Here is a 23977-nt window from a genome sequence, read left to right on the forward strand (position 1 = left end):
CGTCATCGACGCCGTTGCACTCGAACGGCGCACGGCGATCAACCGCAGTGCAGCAAAAGCCGCCCATTTCTTAAGCGCTTGCCGGGCGACGTTGCCGGGAAGTGACAGGCTTTTCGCGGCGCGCGCACGCCGACTTGTGGAAAAAGGACGCGCATGGCGGAAAAGGCAAAGAACGCGTCTGAATTCGTAAATTGGCGCGCTGGCCGAGCGTCAAGAATAGACGCAATGCAGACCGGTGGCGGCAATGCGCAAGCGCCGCTTCCGGCCCTCCGTCAACGACCCCACGGACCTTTCATGTCGAACCCGAATCCTTTTTTCGGAGACTCGCTGGCCACGCGCGATAAGGCGGTGCGCGGCGCCGTACTGAAAGAACTCGAGCGTCAGCAGTCGCAAGTCGAACTGATCGCGTCGGAAAACATCGTGTCGCGCGCGGTCCTCGAAGCGCAAGGCTCGGTGCTGACCAACAAGTATGCGGAAGGGTATCCGGGCAGGCGCTACTACGGCGGTTGCGAATACGCAGACGTGATCGAGACACTGGCGCTCGATCGCATCAAGCAGTTGTTCGACGCGAAGTATGCCAACGTGCAGCCGCATTCGGGCGCGCAGGCGAACGGCGCCGTGATGCTGGCGTTGACGAGGCCGGGCGACACGGTGCTCGGCATGTCGCTCGACGCGGGCGGCCATCTGACCCACGGCGCGAAGCCGGCACTCTCGGGCAAGTGGTTCAACGCGGTGCAATACGGCGTGAATCGCGACACGATGCTGATCGATTACGAGCAGATCGAGGAACTCGCGCAACAGCACAAGCCCACCTTGCTGATCGCCGGCTTTTCCGCTTATCCGCGTGCGCTGGATTTCGCGCGGCTGCGTGCGATTGCCGACGGCGCCGGCGCGAAGCTGATGGTCGATATGGCGCATATCGCCGGTGTGATCGCGGCGGGGCGTCACGCGAACCCGGTCGAACATGCGCATGTGGTCACCTCGACCACGCACAAGACCTTGCGCGGTCCGCGCGGCGGCTTTGTGCTGACGAATGACGAGGAGATCGCGAAGAAGATCAACTCGGCGGTGTTCCCCGGCTTGCAGGGCGGCCCGCTGATGCACGTGATCGCCGGCAAGGCGGTCGCGTTCGGCGAGGCGCTGGAGCCCGGCTTCAAGACCTACATCGACAACGTGCTCGCGAATGCGCAAGCGCTCGGCGACGTGCTGAAGGCGGGCGGCGTCGATCTGGTGACGGGCGGCACCGATAACCATCTGCTGCTGGTCGATCTGCGGCCCAGGGGTCTCAAGGGCAATCAGGTCGAACAGGCGCTGGAGCGCGCGGGCATCACCTGCAACAAGAACGGCATCCCGTTCGACACCGAGAAGCCGACGATCACGTCAGGCATTCGCCTCGGCACGCCGGCGGGTACCACACGCGGCTTCGGCGTGAGCGAGTTTCGCGACATCGGGCGGCTGATCGTCGACGTGCTCGATGCGCTGCGCGAGCATCCCGAAGGCGACGCCGCCACCGAACAACGCGTGCGCCGCGAGATTTTCGCGCTGTGCGAGCGCTTCCCCATTTACTGAGAACGCCTGGAGCAAACGATGAGTACTTTGCACGAGAACAGCATCATCATCGACGGTCTGAACATTTCGAAGTTCGAGCGCTCGGTGTTCGAGGACATGAGAAAAGGCGGCGTGACTGCGGTGAACTGCACGGTATCGGTCTGGGAGAGCTTCCAGAAGACCGTCGACAACATCGCCGAGATGAAGCAGCAGATTCGCGAGTACGGCGAGATTCTCACGCTCGTGCGCACCACGGACGACATCTTGCGCGCGAAGAAAGAAAACAAGACCGGCATCATCTTCGGCTTCCAGAACGCGCATGCGTTCGAGGACAACCTCGGCTATATCGAAGCGTTCAAGGATCTCGGCGTGAACGTGGTGCAGCTTTGCTACAACACACAGAACCTCGTGGGCACCGGTTGCTACGAGCGCGATGGCGGCCTGTCCGGTTACGGACGCGAAGTGATCCAGGAGATGAACCGCGTCGGCATCATGGTCGATCTCTCGCATGTGGGCGGCAAGACGTCGTCAGAAGCGATTGCCGCATCGAACCGCCCGGTATGTTATTCGCATTGCTGTCCATCGGGGCTCAAGGAGCATCCGCGCAACAAGAGCGACGAGCAGCTGAAAGAGATCGCCGATGCGGGCGGTTTCGTCGGCGTGACGATGTTCGCGCCGTTTCTCAAGCGCGGCCCGGATGCGACCGTCGACGACTATATCGAGGCGATCGACTACGTGGTGAATCTGATTGGCGAAGACCAGGTGGGCATCGGCACGGACTTCACGCAAGGCTATAGCACCGAGTTCTTCGACTGGATCACGCACGACAAGGGCCGTTATCGCCAGTTGACGAATTTCGGCAAGGTCGTGAATCCCGAAGGCATTCGCACGATCGGCGAATTTCCAAATCTGACCGCAGCGATGGAGCGCGCAGGGTGGAGCGAGACGCGCATCAAGAAGATCATGGGCGAAAACTGGGTGCGGGTGTTCGGCCAGGTCTGGAAGGTCTGAGCCGGTCTGCCAAGCCATCATCTACCTATAAGCGGAGCCCCCACATGCAACCCCAACTGCCTATCGACGTCGACGCGAACAGCGGCGTCTGGACCACCGACGCGCTGCCGATGCTCTACGTGCCGCGTCACTTCTTCACGAACAACCACACCGCCGTCGAGGAAGCGCTCGGCCTCGACACCTACGCGGAGATTCTCTACAAAGCGGGCTACAAGTCGGCCTATTTCTGGTGCGACAAGGAAGCCAAACAGCACGGCATCAGCGGCATGGCGGTATTCGAGCATTACCTGAAACGTCTGTCGCAGCGCGGCTGGGGCATCTTCACGATTACCGAGGCCGATCCGTCGAGCTCGCGTGCGCGCATCGAATTGCATCACTCGTCGTTCGTGCTTGCGCAGCCGGAGAAGGTCGGCAAGCTCTGCTACATGTTCGCCGGCTGGTTCGCAGGCGCGATGGACTGGGTCAACGACACCGCGCCCGATGCTGCGCGCAAGGGCCCGCCCTCGTATTCGAAAGAAGCGCGCTGCGCGGCGGAAGGGCACCCGCACTGCGTGTTCGAAGTGTCGCCGCTGAAGTCCTGAACGCAGCACACGGCAGTACACAGCAACAGCAGCACGGCAAAGCGCAACAAGCCTATCCATTCCGAGGTCGATCGCGATGCGTTACCCGAACCTTTTCAAGCCTCTCACGCTGAACAAGCTGACCTTGCGCAACCGCATCGTCAGCACCGCGCACGCGGAGGTCTATGCGGAACCGGGCGGCCTGCCCGGCGACCGTTATATCCGCTACTACGAAGAGAAGGCGAAGGGCGGCGTCGGGCTCGCCGTGTGCGGCGGGTCGAGCCCGGTGTCGATCGACAGCCCGCAAGGCTGGTGGAAGTCGGTGAATCTGTCGACCGACAGGATCATCGATCCGCTCGCACGGCTCGCCGAAGCGATGCACACGCACGGCGCGAAAATCATGATTCAGGCTACCCACATGGGACGCCGCTCGGCGTTTCACGGCGAGCACTGGCCGCATCTGATGTCGCCTTCGGGCGTGCGCGAGCCGGTGCATCGCGGCAACGCGAAGATCATCGAAGTGGAGGAGATTCGCCGCATCATCGACGATTTCGCGGCGGCCGCGAAACGCGTCAAGGATGCGGGCATGGACGGCGTCGAAATTTCGGCGGCGCACCAGCATCTGATCGATCAGTTCTGGAGCCCGCGCACCAATTTTCGCACCGACGAATGGGGCGGCTCGCTCGAAAACCGTCTGCGTTTCGGCACCGAGGTGCTGAAGGCGGTGCGTGCGGCGGTGGGCGCGGACTTCTGCGTCGGCCTGCGCATGTGCGGCGATGAGTTCCATGAAGACGGGCTCGATCACGAACAACTGAAGGAAATCGCTCAGGCGATGAGCGAAACCGGCCTGATCGATTACCTCGGCGTGATCGGCTCCGGCGCGGACACGCACAACACGCTCGCCAACTGCATGCCGCCGATGGCGCTGCCGCCCGAGCCGTTCGTGCATCTCGCGGCCGGCATCAAGTCGGTCGTGAAGGTGCCGGTGATGCACGCGCAGAGCATTCGCGACGCGGGCCAGGCCGAGCGGCTGCTGGCAAGCGGCATGGTCGATCTGGTCGGCATGACGCGCGCGCAGATCGCCGATCCGCATATGGTCATCAAGATTCGCGATGGCCGCGAGGACGAAATCAAGCAATGCGTCGGCGCGAACTATTGCATCGACCGCCAGTACAACGGCCTCGACGTGCTGTGCGTGCAGAACGCCGCAACCTCGCGTGAAGCGACCATGCCGCACGTGATCGCGAAGACGCGCGGCCCGAAGCGCAAGGTCGTCGTGGTCGGCGCGGGGCCGGCGGGACTCGAAGCGGCACGCGTCGCGAAGTCGCGCGGCCATGACGTGGTGCTGTTCGAGAAGAACGATTACGTGGGCGGCCAGATCATGCTGGCCGCGAAAGCGCCGCAGCGCGAGCAGATGGCGGGCATCGTGCGCTGGTTCGACATGGAGACGAAGCGCCTCGGCGTCGAGCGGCGTCTCGGTGTCGCGGCCGACGAGAAAACCATCATGGCCGAGAAGCCGGACATCGTCGTGCTCGCGACGGGTGGCTCGGCGTTCACGTCGCAAGTGGCGGCGTGGGGTGTCGACGAAGGCCTCGCGGTCAGTTCGTGGGACGTGCTCTCGGGGAAGGTGGAGCCGGGCAGGAACGTGCTCGTGTACGACGGCGTCAGCACGCATGCCGGGGCGGGCGTGGCCGATTTCATGTCGAGCCGTGGCTCGCACGTCGAGATCGTGACGCCGGACGTGAAGGTCGCCGACGATGTCGGCGGCACCACGTTCCCGATCTTCTACCGGCGTCTCTATGCCCAGGGCGTGATTCATACGCCGAACTACTGGCTCGACAAGGTCTACGAGGAGGACAGCAAGAAGATCGCCGTGATCCGCAACGAGTACACCGAGGAGCAGGAAGAGCGCGCGGTCGATCAGGTGGTGATCGAAAACGGCAGCACGCCGAATGACCGGCTTTACTGGGCGCTCAAGCCGGAGTCGGTGAACCGTGGGCAGGTCGACGTGCACAAGCTGTTCGCGTCCGAGCCGCAGCCATCGCTCAGCGAAGAACTTGGGCATGGCCGCTTCCTGCTGTTCCGTGTGGGCGACTGCATTTCGATGCACAACATTCACGGCGCGATTTACGACGCGCTGCGCCTTTGCAAGGATTTCTGACGATGAGCCCCGTGTTTGTCATCACCGTCCTGCTGTGGCTGTCGGTCGCGGGCCTCGCGTTTGCGCTCGCCAAACGCGCGGCGTACTGGCGCGAAGGCCGCGCGAGCGCAGCCGGCGCTTACGGCTGGTTCAATCTGCTGGCGATTCCCAAACGTTACTTCGTCGATCTGCATCATGTGGTGGCGCGCGATCCGTATATCGCGAGGACGCATGTGGCCACCGCGGGCGGAGCGATTGCCGCGATGGCGCTGGTATTCGTCAACTACGGTCTCGCGATCTACTCGCCGTGGCTCGACAAACTGATCTTCGTCGCCGCGCTCGTGATGCTGGTCGGCGCGGTATTCGTCTGGCGCCGCCGGCATGGCGCGAAGGCGGTGCCCGCGCGGCTCTCGCGCGGACCGTGGGATCAGCTGCCGCTGCTGCTCGGCTCGTTCGCGCTCGGGCTTGCACTCTTCATCGCGTTGCCGGCGGCGGCCATGTCCGGCGCGCTGGCGGTGCTCGTCGCGCTGCTGATCGCGGCGGGCGCCTTCACGATGACGTTCGGCGCGGCGCGCGGCGGCCCGATGAAGCATGCGCTTGCCGGTCTGCTGCACCTCGCGTTTCATCCGCGTCAGGAGCGCTTTGCCGAGCGCAATGACAACGACGTCGTGCCGCCCACTGCACTGAAAGTGCCGCTGCTCGATGCGAAGGAATACGGCGTGGGCAAGCCGGTCGAATTCCGCTGGAACCAGTTGCTCGGTTTCGACGCGTGCGTGCAATGCGGCAAGTGCGAGGCGGCGTGTCCCGCGTTCGCGGCGGGCCAGCCGCTCAATCCAAAGAAGCTGATTCAGGACTTGGTGACGGGCATGGTCGGCGGCACCGATGCCGACTACGCGGGCAGCCCGACGCCCGGCATCGCGATCGGCAAGCATGCCGGGGCGCCCACGAAGCCGTTGATTTCGAGCCTGATCGAAGCGGATACGCTGTGGTCCTGCACGACCTGCCGGGCCTGCGTGCAGGAGTGCCCGATGCTGATCGAGCACGTCGATGCGATCGTCGATATGCGGCGCAATCAGACGCTGGTGGAAGGCATGGTGCCGGGCAAGGGGCCGCTCACGCTCGCGAATCTGCGTGAGACCGGCAGCGCGAACGGCTACGACATCGGCGCGCGTTACGACTGGGCGGTCGATCTGCAGGTGCAGGTCGCGCAGCCGGGGCGGCGTGTGGATGTTCTGCTGATCGCCGGCGAAGGCGCGTTTGACATGCGCTATCAGCGCACGCTGCGTGCCCTGGTCAAGGTGCTGAACCGCGCGGGCATCGACTACGCGGTGCTGGGCGGCGTCGAAACCGATACCGGCGACACGGCCCGGCGTCTCGGCGACGAAGCGACGTTCCAGCAGCTCGCGCACAAGCTGATCGGCACGCTTGCGCAGTATTCGTTCGGCAGGATCGTCACCGCTGATCCGCACGTGCTGCATAGCTTGCGCAACGAATATCGCGCGCTGGGCGGCTTCTATGAAGTGCAGCACCACACCGCGCTGATCGACGAACTGGTTGCGAGCGGCAAGCTCTCGCTGCATGCGGTCGCCGCGTACGCGCAACGCAAGATCACCTATCACGACCCGTGCTATCTGGGCCGCTATAACGGTGAAACCGAAGCGCCGCGCCGGTTGTTGAAGAACATCGGCATCGAGGTCGTGGAGATGGAGCGTCACGGCATGCGCGGACGTTGCTGCGGCGGCGGCGGTGGCGCGCCGTTGACCGACATTCCGGGTAAGCGGCGTATTCCCGACATCCGCATCGACGACGCGCGTGCCACCGGCGCGGAGATTGTCGCGGTGGGCTGCCCGAATTGCACGGCGATGCTCGAAGGCGTGGTGGGGCCGCGTCCGGAAGTGCTGGACGTCGCCGAACTGGTTGCTGCGGCGCTGGAGTAATGCGATGAACACGCTCAAACGAATCGATCCGCGCCGCCCGTTCACGGTGACGGCGCAAGGACTCAAACGCATCACGCTCGGCGTAACCGGTGTGGCGGGCGTGACGGAATTCAACGTGCCTCTCGCGGCGCATGGCGAACAGCCGAAGCCGCGCCGCACCACGGCCGTGCCGCAACGCGTGCTGCTGGTGGCCGCGCACGCCGACCGTGGCGCGCTCGACGATCACGCGCGCCAGGCTTTGGCCGGCGCGGCATTGATCGCCGATGCGAGCACCGAAGTCGTGCTGCTCGTTTTCGGCGAATTCACGCAGGACGCCGCCGCGCTCGGCGCCGACAAACTGATCGTGTTACCGATGTTCGACCGCCGCACGTTCGCGCCGCTCGACGAATTGAATGCACTGGCCGCGTGCGTCGCGGCTTATGCACCGGTGCATATTTTCCTGCCCGACAACGCGACCGGCGACGGCGATCTCGGCCGTCGCTATGCGGCAGCCGCGAACGCGAGCGTCGCCACGCACGTCGTCGAGATCGATGCGGCGCACGTGGCCGCTTATATCCATGCGAATACGGCGCTTGCCGCACGCGCGTTGCCCGACGTCGTGCTCCTCGCGCCGAATGCGGTCGAGCCGAAGCTGCCATTCATCGGGGCGGGCGAGCGGATCGTGTGGCGTTTCGACAATGACACTGTGGCGTCGAAAGGTGTCGTGCGCGATCTCGGCGTCGAGGAAATCGACGCGGCGCAACTGGCGCTCGAAGAAGCGGATTTCATCGTGTCGGCGGGCAACGGCGTAAGCGACGTGCCCGCGTTCGAACGGCTGGCCGCCACGTTGGGCGCGGCGATCGGCGCAAGCCGCGTCGCCGTGGACGACGGCAAGTTCACCCGCGACAAGCAGATTGGCGCGACCGGCAAGACCGTCGAAGCGAGCGTCTATATCGCGTTCGGCATTTCCGGCGCCGTGCAGCACCTGCAGGGCATCAAGGATTGCCGGCACGTGATCGCCGTGAATCTCGACGCCAGCGCGCCGATCGCGAAGCGCGCGAATCTGACGGTGATCGCAGATGCGCGCGAAACCATCGCGGCGCTCAATGAAGCGGCGGCCGCGGCACGTAGCGCGCGGGACACGCGTGCCACCTTGCTCAATTCGACCGCTATCGCTGAAGGAGTGCTCGCATGAAGATCGCCGTGCTGGTTTCGGTGGGCCGCCATCCGGTCAGCGGCACCGCGCGCTATAGCCGCAACGACGCGGCCGCGCTGAACATCGCGCTATCGGTCGCCCAAGCGCACGACGCGACGCTCGACGTGCTGCATGCGGGCGATCCGTCCAGCCCTGCGTTGCGGGAGTATCTGGCGCTCGGCGCACGCTCGGTCGAGGTACTCGACACTGCCGCCGCGCCGGCGCAAGCGCAGGCGCGGGCAGACGAGGCGACGCTGCTCGCCGCGCGCCTGCAAGGCTACGACCTCGTGTTGACCGGCACGCGCGCGGAAGGCGCGTTCGATAGCGGCATGCTGCCGTATCGCGTTGCGCACGCATTGGGGATGCCGCTCGTCGGCGCCGCCGTCGACCTGGGCGTGCGCGACGCTTGCGCGCAAGTCAGGCAATTCATGCCGAAGGGTTTGCGCCGGCGCGTCGAGGTTCGACTGCCGGCGCTGATCGCGGTGCATCCGCTCGCCAGTGCCACGCCGACTTACGCGTATGCACGGTTGCGCGAAGGCTCGATCGAGCGGAGCGTGCCGCCAGCCGCAGCAGATGCGCATGCCGGTAATTCCGACGACCTCGCCTGGACCATCTGTTCCGCTACCAAACCGGTGCGCCTCGCCGCCGCCGAAAAGCGCTCGGGCCATGCCCGCATGCTCTCGGCGACGACGACCGAAAGCCGCGGCGGCAGCGTCGTAATTGAAGGGAGTTCCGTCGAAAAAGCACAAGTGATCCTCGCGTATTTGCGCGAGCATCAACTTGTGGATTACTGAATTCCGGTTCGGGCCAGCATGCGTCCAGGAGGGCCTGGCGCGGCGCCAGACGTGACATGCAACGGAGCACACAATGAAAGTTTCGGCAGACGTTCGCGCGATGATCGAACGCCGCAAGAGGAATTACACGCTGGAAGCGCCGTTCTATACGAGCGAAGCCATCTTCGCGCTCGACATGGACGCGATTTTCCGCCAGCACTGGATTCAGGTCGCGGTCGAACCCGACGTGCCGGAACCGGGCGACTACATCACCGTGGAGATCGGCCACGATTCGATTCTGATCGTGCGCGACGACGACATGCAGGTGCGTGCGTTTCACAACGTGTGCCGCCATCGCGGCGCGCGTCTGTGCAATCACGACAAAGGCTCGCTCGGCAATATCGTGTGTCCGTATCACAGCTGGACGTACAGCCTGAACGGCGAGCTGATGTTTGCCGAACACATGGGCGAGCAGTTCGACCGCTGCAAGCATAGCCTGAAGGCAGTGCACGTCGAGAATCTCGCGGGGCTGATCTTCGTTTGCCTCGCCGAGCAGCCGCCCGCCGATTTTGCCGTGATGCGCGCCGCGATGGAGCCGTATTTGCGGCCGCACGATCTGGCCGGCTGCAAGATCGCCGCGCAGATCGACATCGTCGAAGAGGGCAACTGGAAGCTCACGATGGAGAACAATCGCGAGTGCTATCACTGCGTCGCGAATCATCCGGAGCTGACGATTTCGCTGTACGAATACGGCTTCGGTTATCAGCGCACGCCGGCCAACGAAGAAGGCATGGCCGCTTTCGATGAAACCGTGGCACGCCGTACCGCGCAATGGGAGGCCATGCAGTTGCCGTCGGCGGAGATCGAGCGGCTGGCGGATCTGGTCACGGGTTTTCGCACGCAACGTTTGCCGCTCGATCGCGACGGCGAATCGCAAACGCTCGACGCAAAGATCGCATCGAAGAAGCTGCTTGGCGGTTTCGAGCAGGCCGATCTGGGCGGCCTGTCGTTCTGGACCCAGCCGAATTCGTGGCATCACTTCATGAGCGATCACATCGTCACTTTCTCGGTGATTCCGCTGTCGGCCGGCAAAACGCTGGTGCGCACCAAGTGGCTCGTACACAAGGACGCGCGCGAAGGCATCGACTACGACGCCGACAACCTGACCGCGGTCTGGCGTGCGACCAACGATCAGGACCGCGCGCTCGTCGAGTACTCGCAGCGCGGCGCAACCAGTAGCGCGTATGAACCGGGGCCGTATTCGCCGTTCACCGAGGGCCTCGTCGAGAAGTTCTGCGAGTGGTACATCGGCCGTCTCGCGGCTTATGGCGACGCCCCGCAAACCGATGACGCCGGTGCCGCCGCGCCGGCTTCGCACGGCGAAAAAGTCGTGTCCTTCATGCGCTGAGCGCGACACCGCAACCAGGAGCGGGAGAAAACCATGATGCGCGATCAGGCGACGTTTCAGCCCGGCACCGAGCCGCCCATTCCCCGCGCCGCGAGCCGGGTCACGCAGCCGCGCTTCTGGGAAGCACTGCCCGCGCGCTGGAATAGCGATGCCGACGATACGCTGGTGTGCTGCCAGGTGCGCGACGAAACGCACGATGTGAAGAGCTTTTTCTTCCGCGCGCCGTCCGAGCGGGCATTCGTGTTCGAGCCGGGGCAGTTCTTGACGCTGGAATTGGAGATCGACGGCGAAGCAGTCAATCGCTGCTATACGATCTCGTCGCCGCCGACGCGGCCGCATACGATTTCGATCACGGTCAAGCGGGTGCCGGGCGGCAAGGTGTCGAACTGGCTGCACGACAATCTGCACGCGGGCATGCAGGTTCGCGTGCTGGGGCCGTCCGGTGAGTTCACCTGCGCGCGCCATCCTGCGCGCAAGTTCCTGTTTCTGTCGGCAGGGTCGGGCATTACGCCGCTGATGTCGATGAGCCGCGCCCATCACGAGCTCGGCGAGGATAGCGACATCGTGTTCGTGCATAGCGCCCGCACGCCGGACGACATCATCTTCGCGCGCGAACTCGATCTGATCGCGTCGAATCAGGCGCATTTCCGCACCGCGTTCGTATGCGAGCGCGTCGGCGCGCGCACGAACTGGCCTGGTGTGACCGGCTTTCTGACGTTGCCGCTGCTCAAGCTGATTGCACCGGACTTTATGGAGCGCGAGGTTTTCACGTGCGGGCCCGCGCCGTATATGCAGGCGGTGCGCAAGCTGCTGGACGAGGGCGGTTTCGATCGCAGCCACTATCACGAGGAAAGTTTCTCGTTCGAAACGGTGGGCGAAGTCGCGGCGCAATTGACTACCGCGCATGTCGCGGATGCGTTGCAGCATGCAGGCGCGTCTGAAATGGCGGAGTCTTTTGTCGAGGCGCGTGCCGACGCTGCCGGCTTCGAGCCGGCCCCCGCGCCGGTCGAAACGCAAACGCGCTTCAAGGTGAGCTTTGCCAAAAGCCATCGTGAGATCGAATGCGGTAGTGGCCAGCATGTACTCGATGCGGCGAAGAAGGCGGGCGTGCGGCTGCCTGCGTCGTGCACGCAAGGCATATGTGGCACCTGCAAGGTCAAGCTCGTATCTGGTGAAGTTGCGATGAAACACGCCGGCGGGATTCGTCAGCGCGAAATCGATCAGGGCATGGTGCTGCTGTGCTGCAGCAAACCACTCACCGATCTCGTCGTCGATAAGTAAGACGAGAAACGCACGCGCAAACGCGCTCGAAGTCGCATGCGGACAACTGGATGTCGCAAAACAACGCTACCCGGCAATTCTGGCTGGCGATTCTAAATGCTCAATGGGTCGTATGACGGCAACTGGCAAACGGGAGAACGGCGATGAGACTGATCAGAAAGATATTCGTGGCGAGCGCATTGAGCGCGGCGCTGGCGGCCAGCAGCGTGAGCGTGTCGGCCGATACGAAGCCGACCATCAAGATCGGTTACGTGGAGGGCTGGGACGATAGCGTCGCGACCTCCAACGTGGCTGCACGCGTGATCGAAAAGCGCCTCGGCTATCAGGTGCAATTGGTGCCGGTCGCAGCCGGCGTGATGTGGCAGGGCGTGGCGCGCGGCGACCTGGACGCGACGCTGTCCGCATGGCTGCCGGTCACGCATGGTGCTTACTGGAACAACTTCAAGGAGAAGGTGGTCGACCTCGGGCCGAACTTCAACGACGCGAAGATCGGCCTGATCGTGCCGGACAACGCGGATGTGAAAACCGTCGGCGATCTCGAAGCGAAGAAGGCGGAGTTCGGTTCGCGCATCGTCGGCATCGACGCCGGTGCGGGCGTGATGCAGAAAACCAGCGAGGCGATCAAGGCCTATGGACTCGACTATCAGCTGATGCCGAGCTCGGGCAGCGCAATGACCGCGGAACTGGCGCGCTCGGAAGCGGCGAGCAAGCCGATCATCGTGACCGGCTGGAAGCCGCACTGGATGTTCGCGAAGTACAAGCTGAAATTCCTCGACGATCCGAAGAAGGTGTTCGGTGAAGCGGAGCACGTGGACAGCGTGGTGAATCCGGAACTCGAGAAAAAGGCGCCGACGGTCGTGGCATTCCTGAAGAAATTCCAATGGAAGCCGGGCGAGATCGACAGTGTGATGCTGGCGACGCAGAACGGCGAGAAGCCGACCGCCGCCGCCGATGCGTGGATCGGCGCACACGGCGATCGCGTGGATAGCTGGGTGAAGTGATTGAACCGGTGGGCCGTATGCAGGCATTGCCGCCTGGTTGAAGCGGCGATGCCGTCACGGATGTGATTCAAAAAAAACGCCGCTTTTCAGCGGCGTTTTCCGTTTACTTCTCCTTATTGCAACACCACCGTCCGATCGCCATTGATGAACACCCGCCGCTCGACAAACGCCTTGACGGCCCGGGCAAGCGTGATGCATTCGACGTCGCGTCCGGTGGCGAGCAGCCGCTCCGGGCTATACGAATGATCGACACGCTCAACCACCTGTTCGATGATCGGGCCTTCGTCGAGATCGTCGGTCACGAAGTGTGCCGTGGCGCCGATCAGTTTGACGCCGCGCGCGTGCGCCTGGTGATAAGGTTTCGCGCCTTTGAAGCCGGGCAGAAATGAATGATGGATGTTGATCGCGCGCGCGGCGAGCGCGCGGCTCGTTGCGCCGGACAAAATCTGCATGTAGCGCGCGAGAATCATCAACTCCGCGCCCGACGTCTCGAACAGGTCGAGCAGACGCGCTTCCTGCTGCGGTTTGGTATCGGCGGTGATGGGCAGGTGGTGAAACGGCAGACCATGCTGCTGCGCAAGCGGTTCGAGATCGCGGTGATTCGAGCCGATGCCGACGATGTCCATCTTCAACTCGCCCATGCGCCAGCGGAACAGCAGATCGGCGAGACAGTGTTCGAGCTTCGAGACCATGATCAACACCTTCGGCCGCGTGCCGACGTCGTGCATTGCCCATGTCATCCGAAAGCGCTCGGCGATCGGGGCGAACTCGCGTTCGAGCGCGGGGACGTGCAGCGCCTCATCGTGCGCGACGCCGTGAAAGACGCAGCGTACGAAGAAGCGTTCGCTGAGGTCGTCGTCGAATACGGTCAGTTCGTCGATATAACAGTGATGCCGGTCGAGAAAGCCGACGACGGCGGCGACCTGGCCCGCGGCGCTCGGACACGCTACGGTGAGAACCAGTTGAGCGGGACGGAAATCGGCGGACATGCGCTCTCCACTTGAACGATAGGGCGACGCCGCGGGGCGCGGCAGCCATCGTCGCAGTAGAGCAAACAGGCAGGGCTCGCGGATAGAAGCTAACCGCCGTCCCGCTGGAACGGGAACGTCAGGCTCATTGCGCGTCGAGTCCGCACTCGTCGAGCAGCCACCGGCGAAACGCGTTGACCGCCGGCGTCGCCGCGCGTTGCGTGACGAGCAGATAGCCACGTTCGGTCACGACCGGCGTGTCGAACAGTTCGACGAGCTGGCCGGTTGCGAGCAGTTCGTCGATGAGCGGTGCCCAGCCCAATGCGACGCCCTGGCCCATGATCGCCGCATGGGCCACCAGCGCGAAACTGTTGAACGTGATGCCGCGGTGCGCGGCAGGTGCGTCCAGGCCGTGTGCGGCGAACCAGTCGGCCCACGACAGCCAGCGTGCCGGCTGGGTCGCCTCCAGATGCAGCAGCGGCAGGCTCGGCAGGTCGGCTGGCGCGCGCAATGCCGGATGCGCGGCGCGAAAGGCCGGGCTGCACACCGGCGTGACGCGTTCGGCGAAGAGCTTGATCGCGCCTCGCGCGGTCCAGTCCGCGTGCTGATCGCCGAAGGCAATCGCGATGTCCGCCTGATCGTGCGAAGGATCGAACACATTCTGCGACGTGACGATCTTCACGTCGACGTCGGGCATTAGCGCCTTGAACTGCGAGAGACGCGGCATCAGCCAGTAGGTGGCGAAGCCGAAATCGGTCGACAGCGTGAGCGTTTGCGGCGTGCGCCGCGCACGGATGTCGGCGCTCGCACTGCGGATCGTGTCGAGTGCGCTGCGCACCGCTTCGAAGAGGCGCACGCCGTCTTCGGTGAGGGTAACGCCGCGATGGCCGCGCTCGAAGAGCGGCGCACCGAGCGCTTCTTCGAGTTGCACGACGCGCTGGCTGACTGCCGGCTGCGTCGAACCCAATTCGCGCGCGGCCGCACTGAAACTGGCCAGACGGGCGGCGGATTCGAACATGGTCAACGCCTGCATTGGCGGCAAGCGATCCTGCCTCGACATAAGCCCCCCTTATAGGCACATAACGATTTGCCGTCTTCACAGTGGCGAATTGACCGGCAATAGTGATGCTCGTGCTGAGCTCACCTGTTGGACTCCACGCCTGCATCAACCTTCTGCAATTCTATTCGAGGCGCGTCCCATGCTTGAAAGCGGAAAGAATATTCTGATTCTAATGGCCGACCAGATGACCCCGTTCGCGCTGGCCGCATACGGACATTCTCTGACGAAAACGCCCAATCTCGATCGTCTCGCGAAGCAGGGCGTCGTATTCGAATCGGCCTACTGCGCGAGTCCGCTGTGCGCGCCGTCGCGCTTTTCGTTTCTATCGGGCAAGCTGCCGTCCGCGATCGGTGCGTATGACAATGCCGCGGAGTTTCCGTCGCAAACGCTGACGTTCGCGCATTATCTGCGTGCCGAGGGCTATCGCACCGTGCTGTCCGGCAAGATGCATTTTTGCGGCGCGGACCAGTTGCACGGTTTCGAAGAACGGCTCACCACCGACATCTATCCCGCCGATTTCGGCTGGACGCCCAACTGGGACGACCGCGAGGCGCGCCCCACCTGGTATCACAACATGAGTTCGGTGATCGATGCTGGGCCCTGCGTGCGCACCAACCAGCTCGACTTCGACGACGAAGTCACCTTCACCACTCGCCAGAAGCTGTTCGACATCGCACGTGAACGTCACGCGGGGAAAGACACGCGGCCGTTCTGCATGGTGGCTTCGTTGACGCATCCGCACGATCCGTATGCGATTGCGCAAAAGTACTGGGACATGTATCGCGACGATGAGATCGACATGCCCATGCATCGCGATTCGCTCGACGAAGCCGACGCCCACTCCAAGCGCTTGCGCCACGTGTGCGAAACCGATCTCACGCCGCCCACCGAGCAGCAGATCCGCAATGCGCGCCGCGCATACTACGGCGCGATTGCCTACGTCGACGACCAGTTCGGGGCGATTCTCGACGCACTCGAACAGTCCGGGCTCGCGAAAGAGACCGTGATCGTCGTCACGTCCGACCATGGTGAGATGCTCGGCGAGCGCGGCCTCTGGTACAAGATGACGTTCTTCGAAGGCGGCTGCCGCGTGCCGCTAATCGTGCATGCGCCGCAGCAGTTCGACGCGCATCGCGTGCAGGCGTCGGTGTCGCACCTCGATCTGCTGCCGACGCTCGTCGAGTTGGCACGCGGCGAAGCACCGGCTGTGTGGCCCGATTCGCTCGACGGCCGCAGCCTCGTGCCGCATCTGCGCGGCACGCGCGGCGCTCACGACGAGGCAATCGGCGAGTATCTGGCGGAAGGCGCCATTGCACCGATCGTGATGGTGCGGCGCGGGCGCTTCAAGTTCATTCATACGCCCGCCGATCCGGATCAGATTTACGACGTGCAGGCCGACCCGCTGGAGCGAGAGAACCTCGCCCAGCGAAGCGAATGCGCGTCACTGGTTGCGGCGTTTCGCGAGGAAGTCGCCCGGCGCTGGGATCTCGCGGCGCTGCACGAGCGGGTGCTGCAAAGCCAGCGGCGGCGGCGCTTTCATTTCGCGGCGACCACGCAAGGCTCGGTCGCGTCATGGGACTGGCAGCCGCTCGTCGATGCGAGCCAGCGCTATATGCGCAATCACATCGATCTCGACACGCTCGAAGCGATGGCGCGCTTTCCCGCCGTTGCACGGTGAGGATCACTTCATTTTCTTTCGACAGGAAGCCAGCATGATGAAAAAGCGCTTAAAACAGGCGGTATTTGGTGCGGCGGCGCTGTGCGCGAGCGTTGGCTTCGCGGCGGCCGCAGAGCCTCAGTCGTGCACGCGGGTCAACATGGCAGGGCCCGGATGGAGCGACATCGACGCGACCAATGCGATGACGAGCGTGTTGCTGAAGGCGCTCGGCTACCAACAGAGCGTCGCGAATCTATCGGTGCCGATCACCTATCAGGGGCTGAAAAAAGGGCAGATCGACGTCTTCCTCGGCAACTGGATGCCGGCGCAGGCGCCGGTGGTCAAACCGTTCGAAGATGAAAAATCGATCGACATCGTGCATCCGAATCTTAGCGACGCGAAGTTCACGCTCGCCGTGCCCGATTACGTGGCCGCCGCCGGCGTCCATTCGTTCGCGGACCTGGCAAAGAATGCGGACAAATTCGACAGCAAGATTTATGGCATCGAGCCCGGGGCGCCCGCGAATCAGAACATCAAGAAGATGGTCAGCGACAAGGTATTCGGACTCGGCAACTGGCAACTCGTCGAATCGAGTGAGACAGGCATGCTCACGCAGGTTGAACGCGCGGTGCGCGACAGAAAGTGGATCGTGTTCCTCGCGTGGGAGCCGCACCTGATGAACACGAAGTTCAAGCTGAGCTATCTCGATGGCGGCGACAAGTACTTTGGACCGAACTACGGCGGCGCCACGGTCAATACGGTGACGCGCAGCGGCTACGCCGGTGAATGCCCGAATCTCGGCCGTCTGTTCAGACAGCTCACGTTCAATGTCGATCTGGAAAACGGCGTGATTACCGAAGTGCACGAGAAGAAGACCGGTGTCGACGCTGCCGCAACCGACGCGTTAAAGCGCCACCCCGAACTGTTGAAGTCATGGCTCGACGGTGTGCGCACGGTCAATGGCGCGAATGGATTGCAAGCGGTGCAAGCTGCGCTAGGCGTGAAATAGCGGCGATATTCGCGGCGCATCTTAAAGTCGCCGAGCGACAGATTCATGTCGCTTTCGCGCGAATCGTCATGAATCTGGACCCGTATTCTTGGTTCGTCCGATTTAACGTTCAAAGATAAAGCGTGTATTGCCGCGCGTGCCTCGATTGCGCGGGGCATGCGTCGTTGTATCCGGTGAAATATATAGACAAAGAGCGGGGAGAAGCATATGAAGAACAGAAATGCGTTGGGTCTGTCGGCCCTTGCCATGGTGGCCGGCGCCGCCTGCGCGCCAACTGTCGTGCACGCGCAAAGCAGCGTCACGCTGTATGGCATTCTGGACGCGGGCGTTACCTATGTGAGCAACGCGGGCGGCTCCCACCAGTTCAAATTCGACGACGGCATTTCATATGGCAACCGCATCGGCTTCAAGGGCGTTGAAGATCTCGGCGGCGGCTTGCAAGCGGTGTTCGTGCTCGAATCGGGTTTTCACCTCGGCAATGGTCAACTGGCGTTTGGCGGCGCTCAATTCGGACGGCAGGCGTATGTGGGGTTGAAGAACGGCTGGGGCACGCTGTCGCTCGGCAACCAGCTCGACATGACCGAGGAGTTCGTCTATCTGTACAACATCTCGGCGTGGGCGAGCGGCTATGCGATCCATCAGGGCGACTTCGACCGGATGAATGGCGACCGGCTGCCGAATTCGATCAAGTTTCTCTCGAATGATTTCTCCGGCTTGACGTTTGGCGGCATGTACTCGTTCGGCAATACCGCGGGCGATTTCCATGAGAAGAGCGCGTGGAGTGTCGGCGCGCACTATGAGCACAACGCGTTCAACATGGGCGCGGCCTATACGCAGTTGAACGACCCGTACGGCATCTATGCGTTCGATCCGTTCGCGATGCTCGGCGTGCATACCTTCCTCGGCCAGCCCACCGTCTCCGTCGATCCGGCGACCGGCGCGATAACGGACCTGTATAGCACGTCGTCGTTTCCGGTCGACCGGCAAGGGGCGTTTGCGATCGGCGCGGCCTACACGATCGGCAAGGTGATGCTCAGCGGCAATTTCACGTACACGACCATCAAGGGCTTCGGGCAGACCTCGCATATGCAGGTCTACGAAGGCGGCGCCGCGTACACGTTCACCCCCGCGCTATTGTTGTACGGTGGCTATCAGCACACGCGATTCGAAGGCAATCACTGGAATCAGGGCTCGCTCGGCCTGCATTACCTGCTGTCCAAACGCACCGACGTTTATCTGTCTGGCGATTATCTGCGTGCATCTGACGGCGTGAACGCGGTGATCGGCTATAGCTTCACGCCGTCGAGTTCGAGCACGCAGGCCGATGTGCGGATCGGCATGCGGCATTCGTTCTGATACTGCGTTACGCGGGATCAGCAAGCTGTCGCTTCAGCGTTTCAATCAATGCGCGCACTTTCGCCGGGGGATGGCTGGTGGGCGGGAACACGGCCTGGATATTCGCGGCATCGGTTGCCCAGTGCGGCAGCAGACGAATCAGCCGCCCCGTCTCGATGTCATTGCCGATCGAAAAATCCGTCAATAAACCGAAGCCGCCGCCCGCGAGTGTCGCTGCGCGGCACGCGTCGGCGGTGTTGACCAGAAACGCATTTTCGCATCGCACGCTGTCCGTTGTGCCGTCGTCGCGCCGCAACTCGAGCGCCAATGGGTGCGGCAACACCGTCAATGCGCAAAAGGGCAGCGCCGCCAGATCGGCCGGTGTTCGCGGTGTGCCCCAGGTGTCGATGAACGCCGGACTCGCGACAATCCATTTGACGAAACTGCCAAGCTTCACTGCCCGGTAATTCGAATCCGCGAGCCGGCCTAGGCGAATCGCGACGTCGATACCGTCGGCGATCAAATCCACGTATTGGTCGCTGCACAGCAATTCGACGTCGAGTTGCGGATGTTCGCGGCGTAGTTCGACCAGTGCGGGCGCTGCCATCAGTGCGCCGTAATCGATCGGCGAACTGACGCGTAACGTGCCGCGAACTGGCGCCGTCTCTCCGCTGACTGCGTTCAGCGCTTCTTCGGCCGCTCGCAGAATCTTCACGCTCGCTTCGTAGAACGCGCGGCCTGCTTCCGTGACGCCGAGCCGCCGCGTCGTGCGCACCAGCAGACTCGCGCCCACTTCCGCTTCGAGCCGCTGCATGTGCGTGCTGACCATCGTTTTGGCGAGTCCCAGGCGGGCGGCGGCAGCGGTCAGCGAACCGGCGTCGACGACCGCGACGAAGATCGCCAGACGATTCAGGTTCACGTCACGTACGTCGGCCATAGTCGATTGTCCATCTTCGATTGAATGTGTTTCCGGGATTATCAGGCTTCCGCGAGCTACCGCGCGCGCCTATGCTGGCTACTTACCTCATCGAACTCCGGAGTCTGACATGCCTGCTGCCAAACCTGCCCAACCTATCCGACTGTATACGACGCTGCTGTCCGGGCATGGGCATCGGGTGAAGCTGTTTCTGTCACTGCTCGATCTGCCGTTTGAAGTCGTCGAACTGAACATGAAGGCCGGCGATAACCGCAAGCCGGAATATCTGGCGCTGAACCCGTTCGGCCAGGTGCCGACGATTCAGGACGGCGAGCTCACGCTGTTCGATTCAAATGCGATTCTCGTCTATCTGGCCAAGCGTTACGGCGATGCGTCGTGGCTGCCGGACGATCCGCCCGGCGCCGCGGCCGTGCAACGCTGGCTCTCGCTTGCCGCCGGGCAGATTGCGTACGGACCTTGCGCCGCGCGACTCGTGACGGTATTCGGTGCGCCGAATGATCATCAGACCGCGAAGAACATCGCCGTCAAACTGTTCGACGTGATCGAACAGGAACTGGCCGATAAACCTTTCGCGGTGGGCAATCATGTGACGATCGCCGACATCGCCGCGCACACGTACATTGCCCACGCGCCGGAAGGCGGTGTGTCGCTGCAAGCGTATCCGAACATTCGTGCATGGCTGCGTCGCGTGGAGGCGTTGCCGCGTTTCATTGCGATGCCGGCGACGAAAGCGGGTCTGGTCGCCGCGTGACCTGTGCTTGACTGTTGGCTGGAGTCCGACCATGTCCACTTTTGTTCCACTGAATGGCTGGGGTGTCGACGCATCGCCGTTTCACGCGGGCGAGGTGGCCGCGCAGCAACGCGCCCGGGTGACTAGCCAGGCCGAATCGGCTGGACGTCGCGGGATTCGGCGCTATATCCCGGAGCAGCATCGACAATTTTTTGCGGAGCAGCCATTCATGGTGTTCGGCGGCGTCGATGCGAACGGTCAGCCGTGGGCGACGCTGCGGGCGGGCAAGCCGGGTTTCGTGTCGTCGCCGGATGCGAAGACGCTGCGCATCGACGCAGGCGTGCTGCCCGGCGATCCTCTCGCGGGGCACTGGCAGCCAGGCGTGATGATCGGAGGGCTCGGGTTGCAGCCGCAGACGCGGCGGCGTAACCGGGTCAACGGTGTGGTGAGGTCGGTGGAAGGCGAAACGCTGTTCGTCGAGGTGACGCAGAGCTTTGGCAATTGCGCGAAGTACATTCAGAGCAGAACGCCGACTTTTGTGGAACTGGGTGCGCCGTTGCCTTGCGAGCCGGAAGTCGCTGCACAACTCGGCGAAGCCGACCGTGCCTTGATCATGCGCGCCGATACGTTTTTCATCGCGAGCGCCAACCTCGAAGAAGGGGCGGGGCTCGCGCGTGGTGTCGACGTGTCGCATCGCGGCGGTGCGCCTGGCTTTGTTCGCGTCGACAACGCAACCACGCTGACTACCCCGGACTACAGCGGCAATCGCTTCTTCAACACGATCGGCAATCTGCTCCATGATCCGCGCGCGGGTTTGCTGTTCATCGACTTTGCGACGGGCGATCTGCTCTATCTCGCGGTGCGGGCGGAAGTGATCTGGGACGGTGCGGAACTGGCGGGCTTCGCAGGCGCGGAGCGGCTTGTCCGTTTTCATATCGACGCAGTACGTCGCAGCCGTGGTGCATTGCCGTTCCGGTGGTCGGAAGTTGAATTCGCTCCGCAGTTTGCAGCCGCTATCCGTCAGCGAGGCACGAGTACTTCCGCCTGGCAGAATCTGAAGGTTGTGGAAGTTATCGAAGAAACGCCGTCGATTCGCTCGTTTTACTTTGAATCAATTGACGGTGCGCCGTTGCCGCCGTTCAAGCCGGGACAATTTCTGCCGATTCGTGTGCCGGTGACGGGACCGAACGTACCGCTGGTGCGCACCTATACGCTTTCCGATTCGTATGACGCACGGCGTTATCGGATCAGCGTGAAACGCGAGGGGGTTGCATCGAGCTGGTTGCACGATCGCCTCGTCGTCGGTAGCCAGATCGAAGCGAAACGGCCCGGCGGCACGTTCGTCTACGATGAGGATAGTCAGCGGCCCGCCGTGCTCGTTTCCGCAGGCATCGGCATCACCCCGATGATGGCGATCCTGCATCACGTACTGCATTCGCCTGAGGGCGATAAGCCGCGCGCGAAACGGATGTTCTTTTTTCATGGCGCGCGTAGCGATGGCGAACGGCCATTCAGCGGTCATTTGCAAGATGTCGGGAAGCGTTATCCGGCAGTTTCAGTGCATCTGTTCGATAGTGCCGGAGATGGATCGACGCAGGGCGTGCCGGCCGGGCGTATGAGTATCGACACACTCAAGCGCGTACTTCCGTTCGATGACTATGATTTCTATCTGTGCGGGCCTGAGCAGTTCATGCGCGACATGTACGACGGCCTGCGCGGCCTCAATGTCGCAGATGAGCGGATCCGACTTGAGGCGTTTGGACCGGCGAGTATCAAGCGCGCGGTTATCGAACGCGAGATGCCGGCGGCAGCGTCAATCGCGCGCGGCGCCGGCGTGTTACCGGTGACTTTTGCGAAATCGGCGCGCACGATTCAATGGTCGCCGCGCGACGGCAGCTTGTTGGAATTCGCCGAGGCGCACGGTGTCGACGCGCCGTCGAATTGCAGGTCGGGTACGTGCGGGACGTGTTCGACGCGGTTGTTGTCAGGGCGGGTTCGGTATGAGGGAGAGGTCGTCGCGGATATCGAAGCTGGGCATGCGCTTGTTTGTGTGGGACGTCCTGCGGAAGGTGGTGCGGAGGCGGGCGTCGTGCTGGATTTGTGAGCGCCGGTTGATGCCGTTCTTCGAGATCGGGATACGAGCCCGATACGTTCAGAACCTGCCACGCGCACTACCAGTCGATCCGATGCTTCTCATCGGTCTCCTTGTGACGCCGATCATCGTCGGCATGCAGATACTGGCTGGTCGTGGTGAGTGACGCATGCCCCAGGTTGTCGCGCACCAGACGAAGGTCGACCTGCTGATCCACCATGTTCGATCCCGCGCTATGCCGCAGCCAGTGCGCTGAGGCCAGTTCGAGTTGATCGGCTTGCTGCGTGTACTCGTCGCCACGCGCACGGAGCGCCTGCGCCGCGCCACTGAAAGCCTGCTTGACGATGAGGTGCAAGGCGGCCCGTGTCAGCGGTTTGCGCGACTGCCCGATCGGCAGCACGAGCGGCGTGTCCTCGTGCGGTGAAGGCAACGGCGGCAATCCCTGTTGATGGCGATAGGCGGAGAGCTCCGCCATCATTTCCGCCGTGGCAGGCACCAGTCGCTCCTTGTCGCCTTTGCCCAGCACCTCGAGCCACCAGCGATCGACGCCATTCGCATCTCGACGGCAGAAAAAACTGCCCATCGTATTGGTGGCCACCTCGGTAATGCGCAAACCGCCCAGATAGAGCAGGGTGAAGAGCCAGCGCACGCGCACGGCATGCTCACGCTCGCGATCCGTCTCTTTCGGCATGGCCTGAATCCAGTTTTTGACTTCGAGCCATCGCTCCGGCGAAAGATAGCGGGTGACGCGCGGCTTCGCGCGGCGCGCGCGCTGACGGGAGAGCGACAGCGGGTTGCCGGCAAGATAGCCTGCCTGCACGAGCCACGCGAACATGACGTTGAGAATCACCAATGCCTGAGCGCAAAAGCAGCGATCTGCCGGCGAATGCGACCGATCACGCCACGCGCAGACTGGCCGTCTCCGATTGCCTGCGGGCAATAGCGTTCGACCGCCTCGCGCGAGTGCACGCCCGCGTACCACGCGCGCAGCGCAGACAGGAACGCGGAGTCGGGAAAAGTTGGGGAAGTCGGAAGATCAGGTATCCGAAAATTATAGACGGCAGGATGACAGCGTCGTGAAGGTTACGTGTTACGCGTTTCGCAAAAAGGTAGTTCCATCAGAAAAGGCATCCCTATCGATAATAGGGGCTAGCGATAGGGCTGCTTCTCGAAAGCATCGGGCCTTACGCCGATCAATGACAAAGATACAGCTTGCGCCAGACCAGAGGTCCGCCGGACATGCCGTGAACTTCAAAATTTGTCAAATTTCGGCCAGATTCAACGTCGAACCGTAAGAAATCCGCGCATGTTTACCACGCGGGTGTCTCTTTACAACGGCGGCCTCAAATCTGAAGT

General features: G+C 62.9%; 18 protein-coding genes and 1 pseudogene. 15 read left to right on the forward strand and 4 right to left on the reverse strand.

The features are described 5' to 3' along the window. Nucleotides 1-294 precede the first annotated feature (294 nt). The 10 genes from B0G69_RS25325 (at nt 295) to B0G69_RS25370 (ending at nt 12833) form a co-directional block, all read left to right on the forward strand. Nucleotides 295-1569, forward strand: a complete 1275-nt coding sequence (locus B0G69_RS25325) for a serine hydroxymethyltransferase (RefSeq protein WP_121322093.1) — start codon at nt 295-297, stop codon at nt 1567-1569. Between the two features lie 18 nt (nt 1570-1587). Then, on the forward strand, nt 1588-2559 hold the full coding sequence (locus B0G69_RS25330) for a dipeptidase (RefSeq protein WP_121322095.1): 972 nt from the start codon (nt 1588-1590) through the stop codon (nt 2557-2559). 44 nt (nt 2560-2603) lie between these two features. Continuing rightward, complete coding sequence (locus B0G69_RS25335) at nt 2604-3140, forward strand: DUF5943 domain-containing protein (protein ID WP_121322097.1); 537 nt, start codon at nt 2604-2606, stop codon at nt 3138-3140. Nucleotides 3141-3216: 76 nt separating this feature from the next. Next, entirely contained in the window at nt 3217-5280 is a 2064-nt protein-coding gene (locus B0G69_RS25340) for an NADH:flavin oxidoreductase (RefSeq protein ID WP_121322099.1), read from the forward strand. A 2-nt stretch (nt 5281-5282) separates the two neighbouring features. After that, nucleotides 5283-7196: a (Fe-S)-binding protein gene (locus B0G69_RS25345; RefSeq protein WP_121322101.1), complete on the forward strand. Its 1914-nt coding sequence runs from the start codon at nt 5283-5285 to the stop codon at nt 7194-7196. A 4-nt stretch (nt 7197-7200) separates the two neighbouring features. Further along, nucleotides 7201-8370: an electron transfer flavoprotein subunit alpha/FixB family protein gene (locus B0G69_RS25350; protein ID WP_121322103.1), complete on the forward strand. Its 1170-nt coding sequence runs from the start codon at nt 7201-7203 to the stop codon at nt 8368-8370. Then, nucleotides 8367-9164 (forward strand): electron transfer flavoprotein subunit beta/FixA family protein, encoded by a 798-nt coding sequence (locus B0G69_RS25355; protein ID WP_121322105.1) that lies wholly within the window; start codon nt 8367-8369, stop codon nt 9162-9164. The genes B0G69_RS25350 and B0G69_RS25355 overlap by 4 nt, the downstream gene beginning before the upstream one ends. A gap of 73 nt (nt 9165-9237) precedes the next feature. After that, the gene (locus tag B0G69_RS25360) at nt 9238-10551 is read left to right on the forward strand and encodes an aromatic ring-hydroxylating dioxygenase subunit alpha (protein WP_121322107.1); all 1314 of its coding nucleotides are present in this window, start codon (nt 9238-9240) and stop codon (nt 10549-10551) included. A 33-nt stretch (nt 10552-10584) separates the two neighbouring features. Then, nucleotides 10585-11832 carry a hybrid-cluster NAD(P)-dependent oxidoreductase gene (locus tag B0G69_RS25365; RefSeq protein ID WP_121322109.1) on the forward strand — a complete coding sequence of 416 codons (1248 nt, stop codon included), beginning with the start codon at nt 10585-10587 and terminating at the stop codon, nt 11830-11832. A 143-nt stretch (nt 11833-11975) separates the two neighbouring features. Beyond that, nucleotides 11976-12833, forward strand: a complete 858-nt coding sequence (locus B0G69_RS25370; protein WP_121322111.1) for a glycine betaine ABC transporter substrate-binding protein — start codon at nt 11976-11978, stop codon at nt 12831-12833. Nucleotides 12834-12946: 113 nt separating this feature from the next. On the opposite strand, the gene purU is transcribed toward B0G69_RS25370, so the two are convergent. After that, a complete protein-coding gene (gene purU / locus B0G69_RS25375) occupies nt 12947-13822 on the reverse strand; it encodes a formyltetrahydrofolate deformylase (protein WP_121322113.1) in 876 nt (291 codons plus the stop codon). Between the two features lie 124 nt (nt 13823-13946). Next, nucleotides 13947-14861, reverse strand: coding sequence for a LysR family transcriptional regulator (locus tag B0G69_RS25380; RefSeq protein ID WP_121322115.1), 915 nt, complete (start codon nt 14859-14861; stop codon nt 13947-13949). A 139-nt stretch (nt 14862-15000) separates the two neighbouring features. Here B0G69_RS25380 and betC point away from each other — a divergent pair, with 139 nt between their 5' ends. The 3 genes from betC to B0G69_RS25395 all read left to right on the forward strand — a co-directional run bounded on the left by betC (nt 15001) and on the right by B0G69_RS25395 (nt 18883). Further along, nucleotides 15001-16539: a choline-sulfatase gene (betC, locus tag B0G69_RS25385; RefSeq protein ID WP_121322117.1), complete on the forward strand. Its 1539-nt coding sequence runs from the start codon at nt 15001-15003 to the stop codon at nt 16537-16539. 37 nt (nt 16540-16576) lie between these two features. Beyond that, entirely contained in the window at nt 16577-17527 is a 951-nt protein-coding gene (locus tag B0G69_RS25390) for a choline ABC transporter substrate-binding protein (protein ID WP_121323873.1), read from the forward strand. 246 nt (nt 17528-17773) lie between these two features. Next, entirely contained in the window at nt 17774-18883 is a 1110-nt protein-coding gene (locus B0G69_RS25395; protein WP_241991551.1) for a porin, read from the forward strand. A 7-nt stretch (nt 18884-18890) separates the two neighbouring features. On the opposite strand, the gene B0G69_RS25400 is transcribed toward B0G69_RS25395, so the two are convergent. Further along, the gene (locus B0G69_RS25400) at nt 18891-19799 is read right to left on the reverse strand and encodes a LysR family transcriptional regulator (protein ID WP_121322121.1); all 909 of its coding nucleotides are present in this window, start codon (nt 19797-19799) and stop codon (nt 18891-18893) included. Nucleotides 19800-19908: 109 nt separating this feature from the next. On the opposite strand from B0G69_RS25400, the gene B0G69_RS25405 reads away from it, so the two are divergent. Both B0G69_RS25405 and B0G69_RS25410 read left to right on the forward strand, forming a co-directional pair. Next, nucleotides 19909-20550 carry a glutathione S-transferase gene (locus tag B0G69_RS25405; protein WP_121322123.1) on the forward strand — a complete coding sequence of 214 codons (642 nt, stop codon included), beginning with the start codon at nt 19909-19911 and terminating at the stop codon, nt 20548-20550. Nucleotides 20551-20581: 31 nt separating this feature from the next. Continuing rightward, nucleotides 20582-22633: a pyridoxamine 5'-phosphate oxidase family protein gene (locus tag B0G69_RS25410; protein WP_121322125.1), complete on the forward strand. Its 2052-nt coding sequence runs from the start codon at nt 20582-20584 to the stop codon at nt 22631-22633. A 67-nt stretch (nt 22634-22700) separates the two neighbouring features. Here the strand turns inward: B0G69_RS25410 and B0G69_RS25415 are convergent. Further along, nucleotides 22701-23480: pseudogene (locus B0G69_RS25415) on the reverse strand (tyrosine-type recombinase/integrase); the annotation flags it as partial. Nucleotides 23481-23977 lie beyond the last annotated feature (497 nt).

The sequence above is a fragment of the Paraburkholderia sp. RAU2J genome (assembly GCF_003634845.1).
Classification (GTDB): domain Bacteria; phylum Pseudomonadota; class Gammaproteobacteria; order Burkholderiales; family Burkholderiaceae; genus Paraburkholderia; species Paraburkholderia fynbosensis.